Here is a 17,187-nt window from a genome sequence, read left to right on the forward strand (position 1 = left end):
CGGCTTATTTGGAGGCGGGCGTGGTGCCGGCCGGCGCGCCCGCGCCCAGCGTCTTGTCGCGGGTGGCGGGGATGACCTGGGCGCCGCCCACGATTTCCACCTTGGCGCCCGCGCGCAGGCGGTCGGTGCCTTCGGTGACGACGCGGTCGCCCGGCTGCAGACCTTCATTGACGGCGACCATGCCGCTGTTGATGGCGCCCAGCTTCACCTGGCGCACCGCGATCGTGTCGTCGGGCTGCACCAGGAACACGAACGCGCCGGCCGAGCCCTGCTGGACGGCCGCCGTCGGGATGGCGGTCACGTTCTTGCGGGTCAGGACGTGCAGCCGCACGTTGACGAACTGGTTCGGAAAAAGCGCGTCGTCGGTATTGTCGAACCGGGCCTTGAGCTTGAGCGTCCCGGTCGCGACGTCGATCTGGTTGTCCAGCGTTTCCAGGGTGCCCGTGGCAATGCGGCGGGTGTCGGCCCGGTCATAGGCATCCACCGTCAGCGTCTTGCCGGCGGCCAGTTCGGCGCGCACGTCGGGCAACTGGGTTTCAGGCAGCGTGAACACCACGGAAATCGGCTGGGTCTGGGTGATCACCACCAGGCCGTTGGTGTCCGAGCTGGACACGAGGTTGCCGCGGTCGACCTGGCGCAGGCCGAGCCGCCCGCTGATGGGCGCGGTGATGCGCGCGTAGTCGAGCTGCAGCTTGGCGTTGTCGACGTTGGCCTGGTCGCTCTTGACCGCGCCCTCGTACTGGCGCACCAGCGCGGCCTGGGTATCGACCTGCTGGCGGGCGATGGAGTCCTGCTTGTACAGGGCCTGGTAGCGCTGCAGGTCGCGCTTGGCGTTTTCAAGCTGCGCGAGGTTCTGCATCTGCGTGCCGCGGGCCTGGTCCAGGGCGACCTGGAACGCGCGCGGATCGACCTGCGCAAGCAGGTCGCCGGCCTTGACCTGCTGGCCCTCCTGGAAGGCAACGTCCACCAGTTCGCCGCTGACGCGGCTTCTGACGGTGACGGTGTTGTAGGCGGTGACGGTGCCCAGCGAGCGCAGGAAGATGTCGATGTCCTGCTGGGTGGCGGTGGCGATACGAACCGGGACAGGCATGTTGGCCATGGCCGCCATGGGCGGCCTGCCGCCGGGGCGTCCGCCGGGTCCGCCCTGCTTGGCCGAAGGCCGCAGCACCATCCAGGCGATTGCCGCAACAACGAGCAGCAGCAGGACCAGGCCGACGATGCGGCGGCGGCTCCAGCGGGCGGATGGGGATACAGGACGGCTATCGGACATGGAAACGGTTCCGGCACACTCGGAAGGAAAGCCGTATTGTCTACTAGACCGTCCCGGTTTCGACGCCCGGGGCCCTCAGGCTGAAACTACCCGCAACAGCTATCCGGGCAGCGAAACCGTGCGTAACTTGCGCCTACGAACTGCACAGGGTCATCGCGAAAGGCACGTCGCGCGCCACCTGCTGGGGCTTGAACTCCCCGTCCTGGGTGGAAAAACGTATCCAGATCATGTACTTATTGGCGCTGATCTCGGGAAAGACCCCTTGCGTGGGATCCACCCAGACGCGCAGGAGCTGGAACTGCTTGCCGCCCAGCATCTGCTGGTAGGCGCCCTGCTCGGCGACGATGTCGGTCTTGCGCCCGGACTCGCGCAACAGGCGCAGCGCCAGCGTCAGGCCGTCATACAGCGGGACGAAGGGCGACACCCAGGCCTGCAGGTCCGCGCACCGGGCGGCCTCGGACTTGTTCTGCCAGGCATAGTAGGAAGGCATGTCCACCTGCGTGGCGCTGCCCGGCACCGACAGCCGGCCGCGCAGGCTGGTGAGCCATTCATTTTCGCGCAGCGACTGGCCGGTCTTGCCGGGCGCGGCCAGCGCGCCGGCCACCCTTTCCAGATCGCGCAGCATGCTTTCGAGCGCGTCCTGCGCCACGCCGGGATGATCGCGCAGGCCGACCAGCGCAAGGCGCTGGCGTTCGAGGTCTTGCAACACCGATCCCTTCACGTCGGTGCGTTCGCACGCATCGAGCAGATCGAACAGTGACGTGACGGCAACCTGATGCTGGCGTGAGTCACCCTCGCGAGCAAAGAAGAACAGCCTGTCGAACAGGTATTCCAGCCGCAGATAAGCACGGATGCGCTCATTGAAGGGATATTCGTAGACGATCACGCTGTTTTACAGGCCCTATCAGTGGTTGGCCGGCGGGGCCAAGAATTTTCAGGGGTGCCGGCCGCCGCTGGCTTACCGGCCCGTCGTGGCCGCCAGCGCCAGCCAGCGGTCATGCAGGATCAACGCCCGCGCGCGCAACTGGTCCGGCGTTGTCGTGGCGTCATTGAGTATGACGTCATCGGCGACCTCCAGCCGGCGTGCCCGCGCAGCCTGTGCCGCCATGATACGCCGGATGTCAGGCTCCGTCAGCCCGCTGCGCTGACGCACCCGGGCCACCTGCGTATCGGGATCGCAATCGACCACGCAGATACGATCCACGCGCGAGCGCCAACGGTCCAGGGACTCGACCAGCAGCGGCACCACGAAGACGAGATACGATCCGCGCGCGGCGGCGGCCTGGCGCTCGGTCTCGCGGCCGATGGCTGGATGCAGCACGGCCTCCAGGCGCCGTCGCACCTGCGGGTCGGCGAACGCCTGCGCGCGCATCCAGGCGCGGTCGAGCGCGCCCTCGGGCGTCAGCGCCTGCGGACCGAATTCGCGTTCGATGGCCGGCATGGCGGCGCCCCCCGCGGCGGTGAGCGCATGCGCGATCGCGTCGGTATCGACCAGGGCCGCGCCCCACTGCGCCAGCAGGTCCGCCACGCGGGATTTACCCGATCCGATGCCGCCCGTAAGACCGATCTTGAACATGCTGCCTTTCCTCAGTTTGCGTTGATGGCGGCTGCCTTGCCGAGTCCGGCGCGCAGGCCATTCGGTTCACGTCTGCCGGGGTTCACGTCTGCCGGGGTTCACGTCTGCCGGGGTTCACGTCTGCCGGGGTCGTCGTCCACTGGATGCCCAGCACGCCCTGGTCGCCGCCCAGCAGCAGCATGACCAGGCCCGCCAACGCCAGATACGGTCCGAAGGGCAAGGGCTGGCCGCGGCTGGCGCGGCCGGTCAGGGTCAGCGCGCCGCCGATCAGCACGCCCACCAGCGACGCGCTGAGCAGCAGCATGGGCAAGGCTTCGATGCCGAACCACGCGCCCAGCGCCGCCAGCAGCTTGAAGTCGCCCTGGCCCATGCCTTCGCGCCCGGTCAGCAGACGGAACACATGAAAGATAACCCACAGGAACAGATAGCCGGCCACCGCGCCGATCACCGCGGTCTGCAGGCTGGTGAACGCCCCGAACAGATTGACCAGCAGGCCCGCCCACAGCAGCGGCTGGGTCAGGACGTCGGGCAGCAGCGTCGATTCCAGGTCGATCCACGCCAACGCCACCAAGGCCGCCGACAGGCCCATGGCCGCCAGGGCGATCGGCGTGGCGCCAAAGCGCACCGCGCAGGCCGCGAACAGCGCGCAGCTCAGGAGTTCGATGGCGGGATAGCGCCACCCGATGGGCGCGTGGCAGGCGGCGCACCGCCCGCGCAGCAGCAGCCAGCCCAGCACGGGGAGCCCTCGCACGCCGGTGACCGGCGCCTTGCAGGCAGGACAATGCGAGGCCGGCGACAGCAGGCCATAGCGGTCCGCGGGCCGCGGCTTGCCCATGGCATCCAGGCACTGCGCCTGCCATTCGCGTTCCATCATGCGCGGCAGCCGGTGGGTCAGCACCGTCAGCCAGTTGCCGACGAACAGGCCGGCCAGCGCGGCCACGCCGATGAAGACGCCCGCAGGCATGTCGAAGACTTGCCACATCGCGGTCACGCCGTTTGCAGGTTTGGACGCGCCTGCCCATCCGCCTTGCCGGCGATGGCGCAAGGGATGAGTGGCCGCCCGCGGCCATGTCGTAATTTGTGCATAAGCGCCGGCGATATCCTGGAACGGCTTAGGGGAACGTATCGAATCTTCGCATAAGTGCGTAAAATCGGAGACAGACTCAATTCACGGATAAGCTGCCATGGCCGCGCGCGTCGACATCGTTTCCCGCTCCCGCAAACTCAGCGTCATGGGGCTGCTGCTAGCGGGCACCGTGGTAGGCGTATCGGGCTGCGCCAAGCAGAAAGCCGAAGGCTATTACGACCTGCCCCCCGAAAGCACCGTCACCGACGCGCAGTATCAGGGCTCTGGCGCGGGTTACCGCAGCGTCATCCGCGCCCCGTCGCAGGTGCAAATCGAGCTCAAGCCCGACGCGCGCCGTCAACAGAACCAGAATCAGCAGGCCGTCCCGGCCGGCCAGACCACCGAAGACGGCCAGGCCATGCCCGAAGGCGCCGACACCGGCGCGGGCGGCTCCGGCGGCGCATCGGCCCCGGCGGCCGCGGCCCCCGCCCCGGCGCAAAGCGGCATCACGCACAGCCTGGTGCCGCAGCCCCAGACCTATATGGGCACCCTGCCGTGTTTTTCGCCGGCCATGCAATGCACGGCGCAGCGCGTGACGCTGACCCTGGCGCCCAACGGCCGTTGGCGCGGCCGCACGGCCTACCTGGACAACGACCCCAAGAAGGGGCCGCCGGTATCCGAGCAGGGCTGCTGGGACGCCACCGACGAACGCCCGCCCCGCGTCATCCTGATGGACGGCCAGGGCAACGTCCGCGTGGAATTCGTGGTCGCGGCCAACAACGTGCTGCGCGTGCGGTCCATCGGCGGCCAGACTCCCAACCTGAACTACAACCTGACCCGCCAGCCGGATCTGGACCCGATCGACGAATTGGCCAGCGCCCCGGCGCCCAAGTGCCCTTGATGCCTCGTCGCGGCAACTGACCGCCGCATTGCCGGCACAAGATAGCCCGGGCCTGACGGACGCCATGTTCGCCAGGCCCGGATTCATTTCGGGCTCCATTCGGGCGGATGCGCGCCTGCGCGTTGCGGGCCGGACGGTGCAGGCGAATCGGGCGGTGCAAGCGAACCGGGCGGTGCAAGCGAACCGGGCGGCGCAGGTGGACAGGGGTCGTAGGCGCGGACGGGCTCGTGCAGGACCCGGGTATCCAGGGCCGGTCGATCCGGCGGCGGCAGCGGGTGGTGGGCTGCGCGTTGCGCCCCCGGCACTGGCGAGGCGCCCGATCGGGCATGCGCGCACAGGCGGCAGGCAAGCTGCATGGCGTTGCGGGCGTCGAGCTTGGCGAAGATGCGGGCCCGATGGGCCTCTACCGTGCGCAGGGAAATGCCCAGGTCGATGGCGATGACCTTGTTGGCGCGGCCCGCCGCCACGTACTCCACGATCTGGCGTTCGCGGGCGGTCAGGGAGGACAGGACGGTGTGAAGATCTGGATGGGGAGAGAGCATGGGGCGACTCGCTTGCAACGGAGGATTGCAAGCAGTCTGCGCCGCCAGCGCGCTATGCGTAAGCTGGCAATTCTGACAGGGGCGGATGAAAACGCCCGTCCCCGGCGGGCCGGGTAATCAGGCCGTGTAGGCCAGTTCCAGATTGTCGATCAGGCGCGTGGAACCCAGCTTGGCGGCGGCCAGCGCCACGACGGGTTCGCCGGCCTGCAGGTCGGCCGCCTCGGGGCGCTTGAGGTCGCGCTGGCGGCGCAGGGCCACGTAATCCACCTTCCAGCCGCGCTGCGTCAGACGGTCGGCGGCCTCGCGCTCCAGCGCGGCGGCGTCGCGTTCGCCCGCGGCCAGCCGGCGGCCGATCTCCTGCAGCTCGGCGTACAGGGCCGGCGCCTCGGCGCGCTCGGCGTCGGTCAGGTAGCGGTTGCGGGACGACAGCGCCAGGCCATCGGCCGCGCGCACGGTCTCGTGGGCCAGCACCTCGACCGGCAACTGGAACTGGCGGCACATGTTGCGCACCACCATGAGCTGCTGGTAGTCCTTCTTGCCGAAGACCGCCACGCGCGGCTGCACGCAGGAAAACAGCTTGAGCACGACCGTGCTGACGCCCTCAAAAAAGCCGGGGCGAAACTCGCCTTCCAGGATGTCGCCCAGGTCGTCCGGGGGCTGCACGCGGTAGCTCTGCGGCTCGGGATACATTTCGCGCTCGTTGGGCGCGAACAGCACATAGACGTCGCGGGCCGCTTCGAGCTTTTCGATGTCGGCGGCCAGCGTGCGGGGATATTGGTCGAAATCCTCGTTCGGCCCGAACTGCAGGCGGTTCACGAAAATGCTGGCCACGACGGGATCGCCGTGCTGGCGCGCCAGCTTCATCAGCGCAAGGTGGCCTTCGTGCAGGTTGCCCATGGTGGGCACGAACGACACGCGGTTCTGGCCGCGCAGGTGATCCCGCAATTCCTGGATGGTGTGTACGACTTTCAAGGGACTCTCCGGGGTGGGTGGCAGCCCGATAGGATCAGGCCGCGACCGCCGCCACGCTGGTGTAGGCCAGGCGCACGTAGATCGGCGCATACGGCTCCGCCTGCGTGATCTCCAGCAACGATTCGCGCGCCAGCTCCAGCATGGCGATGAAATGCACGACGACGACCGCCGCGGGCGCGCCCTCGCGGATGCGCTCCATGAACAGGTCGCCGAACTCCATGAAACGCACGTCGTTCAGCCGGCGCAGGATGTGCGTCATGTGATCGCGCACCGAGAGCTGCTCGCGCGTGATGTGATGGTGCTGGTTCAGCTTGGCGCGCTTCATGATGTCGGCCCAGGCCGCGCGCAGGTCGTCCACGCTGACATCGGGCAGCGCGCGCTCGACGCTCAGGTCGGCCACGGCCTGGCTGCTGACGAAATCGCGGCCCAGCTGCGGCAGCTTGTCGAGCTTCTGGGCGGCCAGCTTCATCTGCTCATATTCGAGCAGGCGGCGGACCAGTTCGGCGCGGGGATCCTCGGGCTCTTCGCCGGTGTCGGTCTTCTTGACCGGCAGCAGCATGCGCGACTTGATTTCGATGAGCATGGCCGCCATCAGCAGGTATTCGGCGGCCAGTTCGAGGTTGGTGATGCGGATCTGGTCCACATACGACAGATACTGCCGCGTGACATCCGCCATGGGAATGTCCAGAACGTTGAAGTTCTGCTTGCGGATCAGGTAGAGCAACAGGTCCAGCGGCCCTTCGAAGGCTTCGAGGAAGACTTCCAGCGCATCGGGCGGGATGTACAGGTCCGTCGGCATCTGGAACAGCGGCTCGCCATACAGGCGCGCGAACGCCACGCTGTCGATGGTGTCGGGCGTGCTGTCGACGGACGGTTCCACTAGCTTGGCCAGGGCATCGCCCGGCACCGAGGGGGTCTGGACCATGTTTGCCGCAAGGGTATCAGTCTGCCTGATACACGTACGGCCTTTGCGGCACGCGGGCCGCGCGGAAGCCTTCGAGCAGTTCCTGGTCCTGCGGCTTGTCCCAGAGGCGGGCGCGTCCCTCGCGCTGGCGCTCTTCGGTGCCAGGGTGGGATTTCTTGTAGTCCTTCAGGAACTGGGTGATCTCGGATTCGTAGTTGGTTGCCATGGCACCAATTTCATTAGGTTGCAGATGTCCGGAGTTTACTTCACGGCGGCCCGATCCCCGGCGTTACAATCGTCAGGCTCCCATCGCCGCCTTCCGACATGCCCGCAGAATCCGCCGCCGCAGCCCGCCCCGTCCCGCCTTCATCCCCGGACGCGGTACGCGCGGCGCGCATGATCCCCTTCATTGTCGGGTGCGCCCTCTTCATGCAGATGCTGGACGCCACGGTGGTGGCGACCGCCCTGCCCGCCATGGCCCGGGCGCTGGGATCCACCCCGGTGCGGCTCAACGTGGCCATCACCTCGTACCTGCTGGCCGTCGCCGTCTTCGTGCCCATCAGCGGCTGGGCGGCCGACCGCTACGGCGCCCGGCGCGTGTTCATCGCCGCGATCGGCCTGTTCACCCTCAGTTCCGTCGCCTGCGCCCTGTCGCAGGACCTGCCGCAGCTCGTGCTGGCGCGCATCGTCCAGGGCATGGCGGGCGCCATGATGGTGCCGGTCGGGCGGATCATCCTGCTGCGCACCGTTCCCAAGCACGATCTGCTCAAGGCCATGTCCTTCCTGTCGATTCCGGCGCTGCTGGGGCCCGTGATCGGCCCGCCGCTGGGCGGCTTCATGGTCACGTATATGTCGTGGCACTGGATTTTCCTGATCAACATCCCGATCGGCATTCTGGGCATCTGCCTCGTGCTGCGCTTTGTCTCGGAGATCCGCGAAACAGGGACGCCCCGGCTGGACTGGATCGGGTTCCTGCTCAGCGCCACCTGCCTGGCCACGCTGGTCAGCGGCTTCGAGGCCATCGGCCGCGACGTGATGCCGCTGCCCGTGCTGCTGGGCCTGATCGCCGTGGGCATCGTCTGCGGCCTGCTCTATGGCGTGCACGCCCGCCGCGTCGAGCATCCCATCATCGACCTGTCCCTGATGCGGATCCCCACTTTCGCCATCTCCACCCTGGGCGGCAACCTGTGCCGCTTCGCCGTGGGCGCCACGCCGTTCCTCTTGGCCATGCTGCTGCAGGTGGGCTTCGGCCTCACGCCGTTTTCAGCCGGCCTCATCACCTTCGCCAGCGCCGCCGGCGCGCTGCTGATGAAATTCGTCGCCACCCCCATCGTGCAGCGCTTCGGCTTTCGGCGCGTGCTGACCCTGAACGCGCTGCTGACGGGCGCCTTCATCATCGTCTGCGGCGCCTTCAATGCGGCCACCCCGGTGTGGCTGATGATCGCCATCCTGCTGGTGGGCGGCTTCTTCCGGTCGTTGCAGTTCACGGGGGTAAATACGCTAACCTATGCCGACATCCCCGCTTCCAAAATGAGCCGCGCCAGCAGCTTCTCGGCGATGGCGCAGCAACTGGGCATCACCTTGGGCGTCGGGGTGGCCGCGGTCACGCTGAACATCAGCATGTCATTGCGCGGCGCCGAAACGCTGGCCGTCAGCGACGTGGTCGCGGGCTTTGTCGTCATCGGCCTGCTGTGCATGGCATCGACCTTCTCCTTTAGACGCCTCGACCCGCTGGCCGGGGCACACCTGAACGGCGCGAAAAACAGTGACGACGAATGAATTTGTCCTAGCCCTGGACCAGGGCACGACCAGCTCCCGGGCCATCGTGTTCGACCGCGACTGCGTGGTCCGCGGCGTCGGCCAACGCGAATTCCGCCAGCACTACCCGCGTCCGGGCTGGGTCGAACACGATGCCAACGAGATCTGGCACAGCCAGCTCGACGTCGCCCGCGAGGCCCTGCGCAATGCCGGGGCCACGGCGGCCGACATCGCCGCCATCGGCATCACCAACCAGCGCGAAACCACCCTCATCTGGGAACGCGCCACCGGCCGCCCGCTGGCCCGCGCCATCGTCTGGCAGGACCGCCGCACCGCGCCCCTGTGCGACAAGCTGCGCCAGGACGGCCACGGCGACTTCCTGCAGGCGCGCACCGGCCTGGTCGTCGACGCCTATTTCTCGGGCACCAAACTGGCATGGCTGCTGGAGCACGTGCCCGGCGCGCGCCGCATGGCCGAACGCGGCGAGCTGGCCTTCGGCACGGTCGACACCTGGCTCATCTGGCAACTGACCGGCGGCGCCGTCCACAGCACCGACCCCAGCAACGCCTCGCGCACCATGCTCTTTGACCTGCACACGCAGGACTGGAACGACGACATCCTGGCGCTGCTGGACATCCCGCGCAGCGTCCTGCCCCAGATCGCGCCCAGCAGCGCCATCGTCGGCGACGCCCTGCCCGAATGGCTGGGCGGCTCCGTGCCCATCGCCGGCGTCGCGGGCGACCAGCAGGCCGCCACGTTCGGCCAGGCCTGCTTCACGCCGGGCATGGCCAAGAACACCTACGGCACCGGCTGCTTCATGCTGATGAACGTCGGCGACAAGCCCGTCCAGTCCAGGAACAACCTGCTGTCCACCGTCGGCTGGGGCCTGCCCCAACCCGGCCAGGAAAAATGGAAGCCCGCCTACATGCTGGAAGGCGGCGTCTTCGTGGCCGGCGCCGCGGTCCAATGGCTGCGCGACGGCCTGGGCATCATCCAGCGCTCCGAAGACATCGAATCCCTGGCCGCCAGCGTCTCGGACACCGACGACGTCTTCATGGTCCCCGCCTTCGCCGGCCTGGGCGCCCCGCACTGGGACCCCTACGCCCGCGGCACCCTGGTGGGCCTGACGCGCGGCACGACCCGCGCCCACATCGCCCGCGCCACGCTGGAATCCATCGCCCTGCAAAGCGCCGAACTGCTGACCTGCATGGACGCCGACAGCGGCATCGCGCTGACCGAGCTGCGCGTGGACGGCGGCGCCGCCCGCAACGACCTCCTGATGCAGATGCAGGCCGACATCCTGGGCGTGCCGGTCGTGCGCCCCCGCGTCCCCGAATCCACCGCCCTGGGCGCGGCGGGCCTGGCGGGCCTGGCCGTTGGCTTCTGGTCCGGCCAGGACGAATTCGCGTCCAAATGGCACGCCGAACGCACCTTCGAACCCACCTGGCCCCAATCCGTCAGGGACGCCCGCATGAAACGCTGGCGCCAGGCGGTGGAACTGTCGAAAGGCTGGTCCGCAGGGGCGGGAAAGTAGGGGCGGGGGGAAGCCGGGGCGGCGGCGGCCTTTAAGCCGCCCGCACCCCGATCGCCACCACCCTTGCGCTGAAGTCCTTCAACAACTCCTCCCGCATCGCCTCCGCCCGCGCCATCGACGCCTCCTTGACGTGCCCGTATCCCCGGATCTCCTCGGGCACGCTGGCCAACGCCACCGCCCGATCCAGATTCCCCCGGTTCAGCTTCGACAGGATCGCCGTCATCGTCTCGCGGTACTCGCGGATCAGTTCGCGCTCGGCCCGCCGCTCCTGCGTATAACCGAACGGATCGAACCGGGACCCCCGCAGGAACCGCATCCGGGCCAGCGCCCGGAACACCTTCAGCATCCCGGGCCCATACGCCCGCTTCACCAGATGCCCGTCCTTGTCGCGCCGCGCCAACACGGGCGGCGCCAGGTGAAAGCGCAGCTTCCAGTCCCCTTCGAACTGCTCGCCCACCCGCTTCAGGAACTCGCCGTCCGAATACAGCCGGGCCACCTCGTACTCGTCCTTGTACGCCATCAGCTTGAAGTAATAGCGCGCCACCGCCAGCGCCAGCCGGCTGGTGCCGGTGGCCTCGCGCTCGGCATGCGCCACCTTGTCCACCAGATCCGTGTACTGCTTCGCGTAGGCGTCGTTTTGATACTGCGCCAGGAACGCCTTGCGCACCGCCACCACCTGCGCCAGTTCCCCGGCGGGCTGTTTCAGGTCGACCACCGGACCCGGCGCGCGCGGCCGCGTGATCTCGATGATGTCCTCCGGCGGCGCGGGCGGCACCCCGCCCGTGGCCATCAGGCGCGCCACCGCCGCCGGCTCGTGCGCCGCGCGCCGCCCCCACGCAAACGCGGCAAGATTGGCCGCCACCTGCTGGCCGTTCAGCTCGATCGCGCGCACCAGCGCCTCGCGCGACAGCGGAATCCAGCCCTTCTGGAAGGCATAGCCCATCATGAGCGGATTCGAATAGATGGCGTCGCCCAGCAGCACCACCGCCATCGCCGCCGCATCCACCGCGTCCAGATTGTCCTTGCCGCAGGCGTCCCGCAGATCCGCCGTCAGCGAGGTCCCCGGCAGCGTCCAGGACGGGTTGGACACGAACGCCGCTGTCGGCGCGGTCTCGCTGTTCAGCAGGACGCGCGTGCGGCCGGGACTCACCCGGGCCATCGCGTCGGCACTCGTCGCCACCACCAGGTCGCCAGCCAGCAGCAGATCGGCCTCGCCCATCGCCACCCGCGTGTTCAGCAGGTGATCGGGCGTGCCGGCCAGCACGACGTGCGAAAACACCGCGCCGCCCTTCTGCGCCAGCCCCGCCATGTCCAGCACCGAACAGCCCTTGCCCTCCAGGTGCGCGGCCATGCCCAGTAGCTGGCCGATGGTCACCACCCCCGTGCCGCCCACCCCCGCGATAAAAACGCCATAGGGCTGCGCCAGGTTCTGCAGACGCGGCAGGGGCACGTCCTCGTCGGGCGCGCCGCCCGCCTGCGCCAGCGCGGCCGGCTTTCTGAGCTTGCCGCCTTCAACGGTGACCAGGCTCGGGCAAAAGCCCTTCAGACAGGAGAAATCCTTGTTGCAGCTGGACTGGTTGATCTTGCGCTTGCGCCCGAACTCCGTTTCCAGCGGCTCCACGGACAGGCAGTTCGATTTCGTGGAGCAGTCTCCGCAGCCCTCGCACACCCGTTCGTTGATGACCACGCGCCGCGCCGGATCGGGATATGCGCCGCGCTTGCGGCGGCGGCGCTTTTCGGTCGCGCAGGTCTGGTCGTAGACCAGCACCGACACGCCGGGATGTTCGCGCAGTTCGCGCATCACCGCGTCCAGTTCGTCGCGGTGGCGCACCGCCACGCCCGGCGCCAGGTCGGACACGTCCAGGTACTTGCCAGGATCGTCGGTCACGACCACGATCTTCTCGATGCCCTCGGCCGCCACCTGGCGCGTGATCATCGGCACGCTGATCGGGCCGTCCACGGGCTGCCCGCCCGTCATGGCCACCGCGTCGTTGAAGAGGATCTTGTACGTGATGGGCGCCTTGGCCGCCACGGCCGCGCGTATCGCCAGCAGTCCGGAATGGAAATACGTGCCGTCGCCCAGGTTCGCGAAGACGTGTTTTTCCGTGGTGAACGGCGCCTGGCCCAGCCACGGCACGCCCTCGCCGCCCATCTGCGTGTAGACGTCGGTGTTGCGGTCCATCCACCTCACCATGTAGTGGCAGCCGATGCCGGCCATGCCGCGCGAGCCCTCCGGCAGTCGCGTCGACGTGTTGTGCGGACAGCCCGAACAGAACCAGGGCTTGCGCTCTTCGACGACGCGCGGGCGCGCCAAGGCCTCCTCGCGCGCGCGGATGAATGCCAGCCGCGCCTCGATGCCCGCGCGCACGTCATCCGGCAGGTCAAAGCGCAGCAGGCGCGCCGCGATCGCCTTGGCGACCATGGCGGGCGAGAACTCGTAATGCGCGGGCAGCAGCCAGTTGCCCTGCGGCACCGACCATTCGCCGCCGTCCTTGTCGTCGAACTTGCCCACCACGCGGGGAATCTTCTTGCCGCTGCCGATCCAGCTGAACAGTTCTTCCTTCAACTGGTATTCCAGCACCTGGCGCTTTTCCTCGACCACCAGGATCTCGTCCAGCCCCTCGGCGAATTGCTGCGTGCCCGCGGATTCCAGCGGCCACACCATGCCCACCTTGAACAGCCGCAGGCCGATGCGCCGGCACACGTCTTCGGACAGGCCCAGGTCCGCCAGCGCCTGGCGCGTATCCAGGTAGGCCTTGCCCGAGGTCATGATGCCGAAGCGCGCATCGGCCTGCGGCACGTGCCAGGGTTCGCGGTTCAGCCCGTTGGCGCGGGCATAGGCCAGCGCGGCATACAGCTTGTAGTCCAGCAGCCGCGCTTCCTGCTGCAGCGGCGTATCGGGCAACCGGATATTCAGGCCGTCGGGCGGAAGCAGGAAATCCTCGGGCAGCGCGATGCGCACGCGATGCGGATCCACATCGACCGATGCCGACACCTCGACGATGTCGGTGATGCACTTCATGCCCACCCATACGCCCGCATAGCGGCTCATCGCCCAGCCATGCAGGCCGTAATCCAGCACTTCCTGGACGCTGGACGGAAACAGCACCGGGATCATGCAGGCCTTGAGGATGTGATCGCTCTGGTGCGGCAGCGTGGAGGACTTGGCCGGGTGATCGTCGCCCGCCACCACCAGCACGCCGCCGTGGCGCGAGGTGCCGGCCGCGTTGGCGTGCTTGAAGACGTCGCCGCAGCGGTCCACGCCCGGGCCCTTGCCGTACCACATGCCGTAGACCCCGTCGTACTTCGCGCCGGGAAACAGATTGACCTGCTGCGTACCCCAGACGGCGGTGGCGGCCAGGTCTTCGTTGATGCCGGGCTGGAATTCGACGTGGTGCGCCTTCAGGTGCGCGGCCGCCTTCCACATGTTCTGGTCGACGCCGCCCAGCGGCGAGCCCCGGTAGCCCGACACGAAGCCGGCCGTGTTCAAGCCCGCCCGCAGGTCGCGCACCCGCTGCATCATGGGCAGGCGCACCAGGGCATGGATGCCGCTCATCCAGGCGCGGCCGGATTCCAGGGTGTATTTGTCGTCGAGCTGAACGGATTCGAGCGCCGCGCGGACGGCGGGCGTAAGGGGGGCATTCATGTCTACTCCAAGCTCTGATGCCCCCACCAGCTTCTCGCGGCGCCCCAAAGAACGCGCGCGGGCCAACAAGGGCCGTGAAAGTGAAGTCCTGATGCGTTCGCGCTTCTTCGGGCCGAATCGCGCTGGCCGCGCCTGGCGCTCCGAAAACGGGGCCGGCAGGCGCGGGTCCTTTCGGTTGTAACCGCTGGCCCCCGGCCGGGCAATAGGGCGATGCGATAATTGCCCGCATGGACTTCGCCCTTCGCATCGTCGCCTGGCAGCGCCAGCACGGCCGCCACGATCTCCCCTGGCAAAACACCCGGGATCCCTACCGGATCTGGCTATCCGAGATCATGCTGCAGCAGACGCAGGTCGCCACCGTCATCCCCTATTACGAACGATTCCTGCAACGCTTCCCGGACGTCGCGGCGCTGGCCGCCGCCTCGCAGGAAGACGTGATGCCGTACTGGGCCGGGCTGGGCTACTACGCACGCGCCCGCAACCTGCATCGCTGCGCGCAGGAGATCGTGCGCGACTGGGACGGACGCTTTCCGCCCACGGCCGAGGCCATCGCCACCCTGCCCGGCATCGGCCGGTCCACCGCCGCGGCCATTGCGGCGTTCTCGAATGGCGAGCGCTCGCCCATCCTGGACGGCAACGTCAAGCGCGTCTTCACCCGGCACTTCGGCATCGCGGGCGATCCGGCCAGGCGCGAGGTCGAGCAACGCCTGTGGACGCTGGCGCACGCGCAGGTCGACGCCGCGCCGGGGCTCGACATGGCGGCGTACACGCAAGGGCTGATGGACCTGGGCGCCACGCTTTGCACGCGCGGCAAGCCCGCGTGCGACCGCTGCCCGGTGGCCGACACCTGCGTCGCGCGGCGCGAGGGCCGCCAGGCCGAGCTGCCCACGCCCAAGGCGCGCAAGGCCATTCCCGAACGCGAGACCTGTATGTTGGTGCTGCGGCACCGGGGCGCCTTCCTGCTGCAGCAGCGGCCCGAGCCCGGCATCTGGGGCGGACTGTGGAGCCTGCCCGAATTCGACGTGGCGGGCGATCCCGACAGCGCATCGCGCGCGCTGGGGCTGGAGCCCGAACAGCGCTTCGAACTGGCCGCCTTCGCGCACACGTTCACGCATTACCGGCTGCACATCCGCCCGTGGCTCGTGCCCGTGCGGGCGGTCGGCGTGCGTGAATCGGCGCTGCCGCAGCGCTGGGTGCCGGCCGACAAGCTGGGAACCATGGCGCTGCCCGCGCCGGTCAAGAAACTGTTGCGGGGGCTGGTGGACGCCGGGATGCAGGACAGCTTGTTCGGCGAGGAAGATGCGGCCTAGGTGTCTGACACCGGCCGACAGTCACCCGCCCGCCCCGCTCAACAGCATCACCAGCTTCAAGTCCGGATGCGTCGCCAGCCGGAACGTGATCTGTTGATACGCCAGTCGGCCGCGCCGCGGATGCTGGAATTCGCGCAGGCCGCCTTCGCGCTCGACCACCGCATGGCGCGTCCACCAGTGTGAAAACACCACGCTCTGGCGGCTCAGGCTGTCCAGCAGCGACAGCACCGCCGGCTCGTCCAGGTGCGCGCCCGCGTCGGCGCGGAACTCCGCCACCACGCGGCGGGCGCGCTGGTCCCAGTCCACCACCAATTCGCGCGCGGCGGGATCCAGGAAGATGTAGCGCAGCAAGTTGGGCTCGGGGTCGCGTTCGGGCCAGTTGTCGAACAGGTCGATGAGCGGCGCGTTGCAGGCCAGCACGTTCCAGGCGCGGTCCAGCACATAGGCCGGCGCGTCGATCGCGTTGACGCATTCCTGCAGCGGCCCCGGCGCGCCGCCCGCGTCGTCGCGGGCATGCTGGGGATCCGCGCAGTCGGCCAGGTCGAAGAGGTAGGCGCGCTCTGCGCGCGCCAGTTGCAGCACGCCCGCGATGCGCGACCACACCGACGGCGACACCGATACCTCACGGCCCTGCTCGATCCAGGTGTACCAGGTGACGCTGATGCCGCAGAGCTGCGCCACCTCTTCGCGCCGCAGCCCCGGCGTGCGGCGGCGCGAGCCTTCGGGCAGGCCGGCCATCTGCGGCGTGATGCGCGAGCGCGCGCTGCGCACGAACTCGCCCAGCGCGTGCCGGCGCAGGTGAGCGCCATCTTGGCCGGGAATGGCGGGCTGGGGGGAAGTAGTCATACCAGGATAAGCAATGGGCTTGTACGTGTATACGGGCCCGCCTATCTTAGCGCCTGCACCCCTTCCGCACGCCAGAAACAAGGATTTCTCATGACCGCCAGTTCCCACGACGCCGCCGTCGATCGCCAATTCAGCCCCCGCGCCGCCGCCTACCTGACCAGCGCCGTCCACGCGCAGGGCGAGGACCTGCTGCAGATGGCCGCCATCGCCGGCCGGCACCCCGGCGCGCGCGTGCTGGACCTGGGCTGTGGCGGCGGCCACGTGAGCTTTCACGTCGCGCCGCAGGTCGCGCACGTGACCGCCTACGACCTGTCGCAACAGATGCTGGACGTGGTCGCGGCCGAAGCCGCCAAGCGCGGGTTCGGCAATCTGGTCACCTGTCAGGGCAAGGCCGAGTACCTGCCGTTCGGCGACGGCGAGTTCGACCTGGTGATGTCGCGCTATTCCACGCATCACTGGCAGGACGCCGGGCGCGGCCTGCGCGAAGCCTTCCGCGTGCTCAAGCCGGGCGGCACCGCGGTGTTTGCCGACGTGGTGTCGCCGGGCGAGCCGCTGCTGGACACCTGGCTGCAGACCATCGAAGTGCTGCGCGATACCTCGCACGTGCGCGACTACTCGGTGGCCGAGTGGACGCGCATGCTCACCGAAGCCGGCTTCACGCTGCACGAACTGGCGCCGCGCCGCCTGCCGCTGGAATTCCAGTCCTGGGTCACGCGCATGCGCACGCCCGACACGCTGGTAGCCGCCCTGCGCCACATGTTCGAGATTGCGCCGGACGTGGTGCGCGCGCATTTCGAGGTGCGCGACGACGCTTCCTTCACCAGCGACACGGCGACGATCGTGGTGAAAAAACCGGCCTGAT

The 17,187-nt window shown here is 68.5% G+C and carries 14 protein-coding genes and 1 pseudogene; 5 read left to right on the forward strand and 10 right to left on the reverse strand.

Annotated elements, in window-relative coordinates; translation table 11 throughout:
* Positions 1 to 4: 4 nt before the first annotated feature.
* The 4 genes and pseudogenes from BMW75_RS13385 to BMW75_RS13400 form a co-directional block, all read right to left on the reverse strand.
* Positions 5 to 1,270 (reverse strand): MdtA/MuxA family multidrug efflux RND transporter periplasmic adaptor subunit, encoded by a 1,266-nt coding sequence (locus tag BMW75_RS13385; RefSeq protein ID WP_092579903.1) that lies wholly within the window; start codon positions 1,268 to 1,270, stop codon positions 5 to 7.
* Between the two features lie 133 nt (positions 1,271 to 1,403).
* The gene (gene zapD, locus BMW75_RS13390) at positions 1,404 to 2,156 is read right to left on the reverse strand and encodes a cell division protein ZapD (protein ID WP_092579905.1); all 753 of its coding nucleotides are present in this window, start codon (positions 2,154 to 2,156) and stop codon (positions 1,404 to 1,406) included.
* A pseudogene (gene coaE / locus BMW75_RS13395) lies at positions 2,153 to 2,846 on the reverse strand (dephospho-CoA kinase). Before coaE ends, zapD begins: the two are co-directional and overlap by 4 nt.
* 82 nt (positions 2,847 to 2,928) lie before the next feature.
* Positions 2,929 to 3,828, reverse strand: coding sequence for a prepilin peptidase (locus tag BMW75_RS13400; RefSeq protein WP_092579907.1), 900 nt, complete (start codon positions 3,826 to 3,828; stop codon positions 2,929 to 2,931).
* 202 nt (positions 3,829 to 4,030) lie between these two features.
* Here BMW75_RS13400 and BMW75_RS13405 point away from each other — a divergent pair, with 202 nt between their 5' ends.
* Positions 4,031 to 4,813: a copper resistance protein NlpE N-terminal domain-containing protein gene (locus tag BMW75_RS13405; RefSeq protein WP_092579909.1), complete on the forward strand. Its 783-nt coding sequence runs from the start codon at positions 4,031 to 4,033 to the stop codon at positions 4,811 to 4,813.
* 83 nt (positions 4,814 to 4,896) lie between these two features.
* Here BMW75_RS13405 and BMW75_RS29865 read toward each other — a convergent pair whose 3' ends face one another.
* The 4 genes from BMW75_RS29865 to BMW75_RS13425 all read right to left on the reverse strand — a co-directional run bounded on the left by BMW75_RS29865 (position 4,897) and on the right by BMW75_RS13425 (position 7,457).
* Positions 4,897 to 5,355 (reverse strand): response regulator transcription factor, encoded by a 459-nt coding sequence (locus BMW75_RS29865; protein ID WP_092579911.1) that lies wholly within the window; start codon positions 5,353 to 5,355, stop codon positions 4,897 to 4,899.
* Between the two features lie 117 nt (positions 5,356 to 5,472).
* The gene (gene panC / locus BMW75_RS13415; protein WP_092579913.1) at positions 5,473 to 6,327 is read right to left on the reverse strand and encodes a pantoate--beta-alanine ligase; all 855 of its coding nucleotides are present in this window, start codon (positions 6,325 to 6,327) and stop codon (positions 5,473 to 5,475) included.
* A gap of 34 nt (positions 6,328 to 6,361) precedes the next feature.
* Positions 6,362 to 7,252, reverse strand: coding sequence for a segregation and condensation protein A (locus tag BMW75_RS13420; protein ID WP_076518667.1), 891 nt, complete (start codon positions 7,250 to 7,252; stop codon positions 6,362 to 6,364).
* Positions 7,253 to 7,268: 16 nt separating this feature from the next.
* Positions 7,269 to 7,457 (reverse strand): DUF3460 family protein, encoded by a 189-nt coding sequence (locus tag BMW75_RS13425; protein WP_092579915.1) that lies wholly within the window; start codon positions 7,455 to 7,457, stop codon positions 7,269 to 7,271.
* Positions 7,458 to 7,555: 98 nt separating this feature from the next.
* On the opposite strand from BMW75_RS13425, the gene BMW75_RS13430 reads away from it, so the two are divergent.
* Positions 7,556 to 9,010: a DHA2 family efflux MFS transporter permease subunit gene (locus BMW75_RS13430; RefSeq protein ID WP_092579917.1), complete on the forward strand. Its 1,455-nt coding sequence runs from the start codon at positions 7,556 to 7,558 to the stop codon at positions 9,008 to 9,010.
* Positions 8,997 to 10,523 (forward strand): glycerol kinase GlpK, encoded by a 1,527-nt coding sequence (glpK, locus tag BMW75_RS13435; RefSeq protein ID WP_092579919.1) that lies wholly within the window; start codon positions 8,997 to 8,999, stop codon positions 10,521 to 10,523. The genes BMW75_RS13430 and glpK overlap by 14 nt, the downstream gene beginning before the upstream one ends.
* 31 nt (positions 10,524 to 10,554) lie before the next feature.
* Here the strand turns inward: glpK and BMW75_RS13440 are convergent, their stop codons facing one another.
* Positions 10,555 to 14,169 (reverse strand): indolepyruvate ferredoxin oxidoreductase family protein, encoded by a 3,615-nt coding sequence (locus BMW75_RS13440; RefSeq protein WP_092579921.1) that lies wholly within the window; start codon positions 14,167 to 14,169, stop codon positions 10,555 to 10,557.
* A gap of 227 nt (positions 14,170 to 14,396) precedes the next feature.
* Here BMW75_RS13440 and mutY point away from each other — a divergent pair, with 227 nt between their 5' ends.
* Positions 14,397 to 15,479 (forward strand): A/G-specific adenine glycosylase, encoded by a 1,083-nt coding sequence (gene mutY / locus BMW75_RS13445; protein WP_175493163.1) that lies wholly within the window; start codon positions 14,397 to 14,399, stop codon positions 15,477 to 15,479.
* A 21-nt stretch (positions 15,480 to 15,500) separates the two neighbouring features.
* On the opposite strand, the gene BMW75_RS13450 is transcribed toward mutY, so the two are convergent.
* Positions 15,501 to 16,325 carry a helix-turn-helix transcriptional regulator gene (locus tag BMW75_RS13450; protein ID WP_092579925.1) on the reverse strand — a complete coding sequence of 275 codons (825 nt, stop codon included), beginning with the start codon at positions 16,323 to 16,325 and terminating at the stop codon, positions 15,501 to 15,503.
* 90 nt (positions 16,326 to 16,415) lie between these two features.
* Here BMW75_RS13450 and BMW75_RS13455 point away from each other — a divergent pair, with 90 nt between their 5' ends.
* Positions 16,416 to 17,186 carry a class I SAM-dependent methyltransferase gene (locus BMW75_RS13455; protein WP_092579927.1) on the forward strand — a complete coding sequence of 257 codons (771 nt, stop codon included), beginning with the start codon at positions 16,416 to 16,418 and terminating at the stop codon, positions 17,184 to 17,186.
* Position 17,187: the final 1 nt, after the last annotated feature.

Origin of the sequence: Achromobacter sp. NFACC18-2, from assembly GCF_900108985.1 — a bacterium.
Lineage (GTDB): Bacteria > Pseudomonadota > Gammaproteobacteria > Burkholderiales > Burkholderiaceae_B > Achromobacter.

What these genes read in the sequence shown, in the direction of transcription:
- BMW75_RS13455 (WP_092579927.1), top strand. Translation starts at nt 16,416, where the DNA reads ATGACCGCCAGTTCCCACGACGCCGCCGTCGATCGCCAATTCAGCCCC.
- BMW75_RS13450 (WP_092579925.1), bottom strand. Translation starts at nt 16,325, where the DNA reads ATGACTACTTCCCCCCAGCCCGCCATTCCCGGCCAAGATGGCGCTCAC.
- BMW75_RS13400 (WP_092579907.1), bottom strand. Translation starts at nt 3,828, where the DNA reads ATGTGGCAAGTCTTCGACATGCCTGCGGGCGTCTTCATCGGCGTGGCC.
- BMW75_RS13385 (WP_092579903.1), bottom strand. Translation starts at nt 1,270, where the DNA reads ATGTCCGATAGCCGTCCTGTATCCCCATCCGCCCGCTGGAGCCGCCGC.
- BMW75_RS13405 (WP_092579909.1), top strand. Translation starts at nt 4,031, where the DNA reads ATGGCCGCGCGCGTCGACATCGTTTCCCGCTCCCGCAAACTCAGCGTC.
- BMW75_RS13440 (WP_092579921.1), bottom strand. Translation starts at nt 14,169, where the DNA reads ATGAATGCCCCCCTTACGCCCGCCGTCCGCGCGGCGCTCGAATCCGTT.
- BMW75_RS13425 (WP_092579915.1), bottom strand. Translation starts at nt 7,457, where the DNA reads ATGGCAACCAACTACGAATCCGAGATCACCCAGTTCCTGAAGGACTAC.
- mutY (WP_175493163.1), top strand. Translation starts at nt 14,397, where the DNA reads ATGGACTTCGCCCTTCGCATCGTCGCCTGGCAGCGCCAGCACGGCCGC.
- BMW75_RS13430 (WP_092579917.1), top strand. Translation starts at nt 7,556, where the DNA reads ATGCCCGCAGAATCCGCCGCCGCAGCCCGCCCCGTCCCGCCTTCATCC.
- BMW75_RS13420 (WP_076518667.1), bottom strand. Translation starts at nt 7,252, where the DNA reads ATGGTCCAGACCCCCTCGGTGCCGGGCGATGCCCTGGCCAAGCTAGTG.
- BMW75_RS29865 (WP_092579911.1), bottom strand. Translation starts at nt 5,355, where the DNA reads ATGCTCTCTCCCCATCCAGATCTTCACACCGTCCTGTCCTCCCTGACC.